This is a genomic window from Acidovorax sp. (genome assembly GCF_046314175.1).
Taxonomy (GTDB): Bacteria; Pseudomonadota; Gammaproteobacteria; order Burkholderiales; family Burkholderiaceae_C; genus Acidovorax.
Window position 1 is genome coordinate 1 of sequence record NZ_JBKBXG010000144.1, and the last position, 6,926, is coordinate 6,926.

Genomic DNA, 6,926 nt, shown 5'->3' on the forward strand with positions numbered 1-6,926 from the left:
CTGTCTGACATTGCGGAACTGGGCGAAGCAGCGGCGGGTGAAGAGGTGTGCCCAGCGCGTCTTGAAGATGCGGGCGCCATGCTGAACCTGCTGGAGGGCGTGGATGCCGTGGTGCACCTGGGCGGTGTGTCTACCGAGCAACCGTGGGAACCCATCCTGCAGGCCAACATCGTGGGTGCATACAACCTGTACGAAGCAGCGCGCAAGCAGGGCGTCAAACGCGTGGTGTTTGCCAGTTCCAACCACGTCACTGGCTTTTATCGGCAGGACGAGGTGGTGGGCATCAAAGACCCGGCGCGACCCGACGGTCTGTATGGCTTGTCCAAGGCGTTTGGCGAAGACCTGTCCCGTTTCTATTTCGACCGCTATGGCATCGAGACCGTGTGCCTGCGCATCGGCTCGTCGTTTCCCGAGCCGCGCAACCGCCGCATGCTGGCCACCTGGATGAGCTACGACGACCTGGAGCGCCTGGTCGTTGCCAGCCTGACCGCGCCGGTCGTGGGCCACAGCACCATCTACGGCATGGGCGACAACACCACCGCCTGGTGGGACAACACACTGGCCCGCCACATCGGCTACCGGCCAGAAGACAGCTCCGAGCCCTTCCGCGCCAAGGTGGAGGCCGCCGACCCGCATCCCGACCTGACCGACCCCGCCGTGATCTACCAGGGCGGCCCTTTTGTCCGCACTGGCCCGTTTGATTAGTCGATGGACCGACTGCTGACTGCCCCCCTTTTCTACCGCCCATAAAAGCCCCTGCACCGGAGACAAACCATGACCTTTCGCCGTTCCCTCTTGACCGCCTGCGCCACCGCCGTGGCCACGCTGGCCTTCCTTCCCGTTGCCGCCCAGGCCCAGACCATGGTGCTCAAGGCGGCCGACGTGCACCCCGCCGGTTACCCCAACGTGGTGGCGGTCGAAAACATGGGCAAGAAGCTCGAAGCGGCCACGCAAGGCCGCCTAAAGATTCAGACCTTCCCCGGCGGCGTGCTGGGCGGCGAGAAGGAAATGATCGAGCAGACGCAGTTTGGCGCCATCAACATCCTGCGCACTTCGCTGGGCCCGGTGGGCACGGTGGTACCCGAGGTGAATGTGTTCAACATGCCCTTCGTGTTCCGCAGCCAGGACCACATGCGCGCCGTGATTGACGGTGCCATTGGTGATGACCTGCTGGCCAAGATCAGCGCATCGCCCGCCAAGCTCGTGGCCATTGGCTGGATGGACGGCGGATCGCGCAGTCTGTACACCAAAAAGCCCGTGCGCAGCCCCGCCGACCTCAAGGGCCAGAAGGTGCGCATGATGGGCAACCCCCTGTTTGTGGACACCATGAACGCCATGGGCGGCAACGGCATCTCGATGGGCTATGGCGAAGTGTTCACCGCACTGCAAACCGGTGTGGTGGACGGCGCAGAGAACAACGCCCCCAGCTTCTTCACCAGCAACCACTACAGCACGGGCGCCAAGTTCTACACGCAGACCAACCACCTGATCATCCCGGAGCTGCTGGTGGTGTCTAAGGTGACATGGGACAAGCTCTCCAAGGACGACCAGGCCCTGCTCAAGAAGTTTGGCCGTGAAGCACAACTGGAGCAGCGCGCCCTGTGGGACAAGAGCGTGGAGGACTACACCGCCAAACTCAAGGCAGCAGGCGTGGAGTTCATCACGGTGGACAACAAGGCATTTTTTGACGCCACGGCGCCCGTGCGCGCCAAGTACGGGGCCAACTACGCGGATCTGATGAAGCGCATCGAAGCGGTGAAGTAAACACCCAGACTGAGTCTTGCGCAGGTGATGCTCCTGGTGGGGCACCTGCGCCATTTTTTTGCCTTTCAGACCTGCTTGTATGGATCACCCCTTTTTGCGTTGGATGGACCGGTTGTACCTGGGCACCATCTGGGCCGCCGGCACGGCGATCTTCTTTATGTCGCTGATCATCCCTTGGGGTGTGTTCAGCCGCTATGTCATGGGCACGGGGTCGCAGTGGCCAGAGCCCATTGCCATCCTGCTCATGATGGTGTTCACCTTCATTGGCGCGGCGGCGGCTTACCGGGCTGGCGGGCACATTGCCGTCAACATGCTGACCGAAAAGCTGCCCGCGCCGTTGCAGGGTCTGTTGAGCCGGGTGGTGGATGCGTTGATGCTGGTGATCTGCGGTTTTGTGGTCTGGTACGGCACCAACCTGTGCATCGAAACCTGGGGCCAGGGCATTGCCGAGCTGCCTTGGTTGCCCGTGGGCGCCACCTATGCATCACTGCCAATTGGCGCTGCGGTCACGCTGCTGTTTGTGCTCGAGAAGATCATTTTCGGTTCGCAGGCGCACCGGCGCATCGTGCGCTTTGAAGAACTGACGGAAGGCGCCTGATCATGGACACCCTCGTACTGCTGGGCACGTTCTTCGTGCTGATGATGATCGGCGTGCCGATTGCGTATTCGCTGGGCCTGTCGGCCTTGGTGGGCGCACTGTGGATCGACCTGCCGCTGGACGCGGTGATGATCCAGCTGGCGTCAGGCGTCAACAAGTTTTCGTTGCTTGCCATTCCGTTCTTTGTGCTGGCGGGCGCCATCATGGCCGAGGGCGGCATGGCGCGGCGCCTGGTGGCGTTTGCGGGCGTGCTGGTGGGGTTCATCCGCGGTGGGTTGTCGCTCGTCAACATCCTGGCGTCCACCTTCTTTGGTGCCATTTCGGGTTCGTCGGTGGCCGACACGGCATCCATCGGCTCGGTGCTGATCCCCGAGATGGAAAAGAAAGGCTACCCCCGTCCGTTCGCCACAGCCGTCACGGTCAGTGGGTCGGTGCAGGCCATCCTGATACCGCCCAGCCACAACGCGGTGTTGTATTCGCTGGCGGCGGGGGGCTCGGTGTCGATTGCGGCGCTGTTCATGGCGGGCGTTCTGCCCGGCCTGCTCATGGGCCTTACGCTCGCGGCGCTGTGCCTGTTCACGGCGCACCGCAAGGGCTACCCCAAGGGCGAGGTCATCCCGCTCAAGCAGGCCCTGAAGATATGTGTGGAAGCACTGTGGGGTCTGATGACCATGGTCATCATCCTGGGCGGCATCTTGTCGGGCATTTTTACGGCCAACGAGTCCGCGTCGATTGCCGTGGTGTGGGCGTTCTTCGTCACCATGTTCATCTACCGCGACTACAAGTGGCGCGACCTGCCCAAGCTGGTGCACCGCACGGTCAAGACCGTCACGGTGGTGATGATCCTCATCGGCTTTGCGGCAGCGTTTGGCTACCTGATGACGATGATGATGATCCCCATGAAGGTGACCACGTTCCTCACTAGCCTGTCGGACAACAAGTACGTCATCCTCGCCATGATCAACATCATGCTGCTGCTGCTGGGCTGCCTGATGGACATGTCGCCGCTCATCCTTATCCTCACGCCCATCCTGCTGCCGGTGGTCAAGCTGCTGGGTGTGGACCCGGTGCACTTCGGCATGATCATGATGGTGAACCTGGGCATTGGGCTCATCACACCGCCGGTGGGCACGGTGCTATTTACCGGCGCGGCGGTGGCCAAGCTGCCGCTGGGCGTGGTCAGCAAAGCCATGATGCCGTTTTTTGTGGCGCTGTTCGTGGTGCTGATGATGATCACCTACGTACCTGCGTTGTCGCTGTGGCTGCCACGCGCCATGGGTTTGTGACGGGCCGGACCAATGAGTGACACCCTGGTATTTGTCTCCTGCGCCGATAGCGGCGAACTGCATTTGCTGCGGCTGTCGGCCGATGGGCAACTGCATACTGCGCAGGTGCTGGCGCTGGGCGGTCAGCTCATGCCTATGGCGCTGAGTCCTGACCAGACCCAGCTGTACGTGGCGCGACGCAGCGACCCGCTGGCGGTCATTGCACTGGCCATCGATGCCGCCGCAGGCAGTCTGAGTGTGTTGGGCGAGAGCCCGCTGCCCGCCAGCATGGCCAGCCTCTACACGGACCACACCGGGCGCTGGCTGTTCAGCGCTTCCTACGGCGCCGACATGGTGGCTGTGCAGGCGCTCGGTGCCAACGGCACGGCCGCCGCGGCCGCTATCCATGCCACGGGCCGTCACGCGCACTGCGTGCTGGCAGACCCGACCAACCGCTTTGTAGTGGCCGCATCGCTGGGCGGCGACCAGCTCCATCGCTACCACTTCGACGCAGCCACGGGCAATCTGACCCCCATGGATGCGCCCGTGTTCCCCATGCCCACGGGCACCGGGCCGAGGCACCTGTGCTTCAACCAGCGTGGTGACCGGCTCTATGTTCTGGGCGAGCTGGATGCCTGCTTGCATGTGCTGTCATTCGACCCGGCCAGCGGAGCGCTGGAGCTGCTGCAAACCCTCACAACATTGCCGCCTGGCTTTGCGGGCAACGCCTGGGGCGCAGACCTGCACCTCACCCCGGACGGTCGTTGGCTTTACAGCAGCGAGCGCAACAGCCACACCCTTGCCGGCCATGCGGTGGATGAGCGCACAGGCTTGCTCAACCCCATTGGCCATTGGCCCACGCAGGCGACGCCGCGTGGCTTTGCCATCACGTCCGATGGCCACTTTTTGCTGGCCGCAGGGCAGACCAGCCACAAGGTGGGCGTGCATGCCATCGACCGCGCCAGCGGCACATTGACACTGAGTGCCGAGCATGCCGTGGGCCATAACCCCAACTGGGTGGTGACCCTGAGCGCTGCGCCCGCGCAATGAACTGGAAAGACGTGAACTGATGCAAGCCCTCACCATCCACATGCACCCGGACGACAACGTCGCCATCGTGGCGAACGATGGTGGATTGCCGGCAGGAACGGTGCTGCCTGAAGGCGTGCCCGGCACGGGCATTGCCCTGCGCGACAAGGTGCCCCAGGGCCACAAGGTGGCGCTCAGCGACATGGCCCAGGGCGATGTCGTGCGCCGCTACAACGTGCCCATCGGCTATGCGCTCAAAGCCATTCCGGCGGGCAGCTGGGTGCATGAGCGCCTGCTGCAGATGCCCTCGGCCCGTGCGCTGGAAGGCCTGCCCATGGCCACCGTCAAGCCGCCCGTGCTGGAGCCATTGACGGGCTACACCTTCGAGGGCTACCGCAATGCCGATGGCTCGGTGGGTACGCGCAACATCCTGGCCATCACCACCACCGTACAGTGCGTGGCGGGCGTGGTGGCCCTGGCGGTGCGCCGCATCAAGACCGAGCTGCTGCCGTTGTACCCGCAGGTGGACGACGTGATCGGCCTGGAGCACACCTACGGCTGCGGCGTGGCCATTGACGCGCCCGACGCCATCATCCCCATCCGCACGTTGCGCAACATCAGCCTCAATCCCAACTTTGGCGGCGAGGTGATGGTGGTCAGCCTGGGCTGCGAAAAGCTGCAGCCCGACCGCCTGCTGCCCCCGGGCAGCTTCCCTATCACCGACGAGCGTGATGCCGCTCTGGGCCCCGAGACGGTGTGCCTGCAGGCCGAAGAGCATGTCGGCTTCATGTCCATGCTCGACCACATCGTGCACAGCGCGCGTCCGCACCTCGAACGCCTGAACGCCCGCCGCCGCGAAACCATCCCCGCCAGCGAGCTGGTGCTGGGCGTGCAGTGCGGCGGCAGCGATGCGTTTTCGGGCGTCACCGCCAACCCGGCCGTGGGCTTTTGCGCCGACCTGCTGGTGCGTGCTGGCGCCACCGTGATGTTCAGCGAAAACACCGAGGTGCGCGATGCCGTCGAGCAGCTCACCAGCCGCGCCTCCACGCCCGAGGTGGCCCAGGCCATCGTGCGTGAACTGGGCTGGTACGACCAGTACCTGGACCGGGGCCGGGTGGACCGCGCGGCCAACACCACGCCGGGCAACAAAGCGGGCGGGCTGTCCAACATCGCCGAGAAAGCCATGGGCTCCATCATCAAGAGCGGCACGGCCCCCATCGCACACGTGCTGGCGCCCGGCGAAAAGCTGCGCCGCGACCAGCGTGGCCTGGTGTATGCCGCCACGCCCGCCAGCGACTTCATCTGCGGCACGCTGCAACTGGCTGCGGGCATGAACCTGCACGTGTTCACCACCGGCCGGGGCACGCCCTACGGCCTGGCCGAATGCCCCGTGGTCAAGGTGGCCACACGCACCGACCTGGCCCGCCGCTGGCACGACCTGATGGACATCAATGCGGGCAAGATTGCCGACGGCGAAGCCAGCATCGAGGACCTGGGCTGGGAGATGTTCCAGTTGCTGCTCGACGTGGCCAGTGGCCGCAAGAAGACCTGGGCCGAGCAGTGGAAGCTGCACAACGCGCTGGTGCTGTTCAACCCTGCACCTGTGACATGAGGTGACACCCCCTGAGTCGCTTCGCGCCTTCCCCCTCTCTCGCATTGCTGCGCAACGCGGGAGGGGAACGCCCCCAGTGCGGCGGGGCGGCCCTTGCACGGGGGCACTGGCTTGGGCTGCGCCCGTTGCACGCGGCAGGGTTTATGCATAGGCAATGAATCACTGAAACGTTTTTCTTGCAGCCTGCGTCCTTGAGCCCCTAAACAAACCCCCACAGCCCGTCTTTGCACGGGCTGTGTCACTAGAGAGAGACGAATCCAAATGGGTCACACCCGATTTTCCGACCGCAAGGTCGTCGTGGCGCTGGCGCTGCTGTGCTGCCTGCTCTGGGGCAGCTCCTACCCCGCTATCAAGACCGGCTACGCCTGGTTCGACATCGCCCGCAATGACATTCCCACGCAGCTCGTTTTTGCAGGCTGGCGCTTTCTGGGCGCGGGGCTGATCCTGCTGGCCTGGGCCGTAGCCACGCGCAAGGCCATCTGGGGGCTGGGCTTTGTGGCCGGGCGGCAACTGGTGGTGTTGGGCCTGGCGCAGACTACGCTGCAATACGTGTTCTTCTACGTGGGCCTCGCGCACACCACGGGGGTCAAGGGCTCCATCATGAATGCCACCGGCACGTTCTTCAGCGTGTTGCTTGCGCACTGGGTCTATCACAACG

At 64.2% G+C, this 6,926-nt stretch carries 7 protein-coding genes; all 7 read left to right on the forward strand.

The genetic code is table 11. From position 1 onward, the window contains the following. On the forward strand, positions 1–705 hold a 705-nt coding region (locus ACK4OE_RS24325), incomplete at its 5' end, for an NAD-dependent epimerase/dehydratase family protein (protein WP_409888936.1). Between the two features lie 69 nt (positions 706–774). Beyond that, positions 775–1,764 carry a TRAP transporter substrate-binding protein gene (locus tag ACK4OE_RS24330; protein WP_409888938.1) on the forward strand — a complete coding sequence of 330 codons (990 nt, stop codon included), beginning with the start codon at positions 775–777 and terminating at the stop codon, positions 1,762–1,764. A gap of 79 nt (positions 1,765–1,843) precedes the next feature. Continuing rightward, positions 1,844–2,362 carry a TRAP transporter small permease gene (locus ACK4OE_RS24335; RefSeq protein ID WP_409888940.1) on the forward strand — a complete coding sequence of 173 codons (519 nt, stop codon included), beginning with the start codon at positions 1,844–1,846 and terminating at the stop codon, positions 2,360–2,362. A gap of 2 nt (positions 2,363–2,364) precedes the next feature. Continuing rightward, positions 2,365–3,648, forward strand: a complete 1,284-nt coding sequence (locus tag ACK4OE_RS24340) for a TRAP transporter large permease (RefSeq protein WP_409888941.1) — start codon at positions 2,365–2,367, stop codon at positions 3,646–3,648. A gap of 12 nt (positions 3,649–3,660) precedes the next feature. Continuing rightward, positions 3,661–4,677, forward strand: a complete 1,017-nt coding sequence (locus tag ACK4OE_RS24345) for a lactonase family protein (protein ID WP_409888943.1) — start codon at positions 3,661–3,663, stop codon at positions 4,675–4,677. A gap of 19 nt (positions 4,678–4,696) precedes the next feature. Next, positions 4,697–6,268 (forward strand): galactarate dehydratase, encoded by a 1,572-nt coding sequence (gene garD, locus ACK4OE_RS24350; protein WP_409888945.1) that lies wholly within the window; start codon positions 4,697–4,699, stop codon positions 6,266–6,268. 261 nt (positions 6,269–6,529) lie between these two features. After that, a partial coding sequence (locus ACK4OE_RS24355) for an EamA family transporter (RefSeq protein WP_409888947.1) occupies positions 6,530–6,926 on the forward strand: 397 nt, incomplete at its 3' end.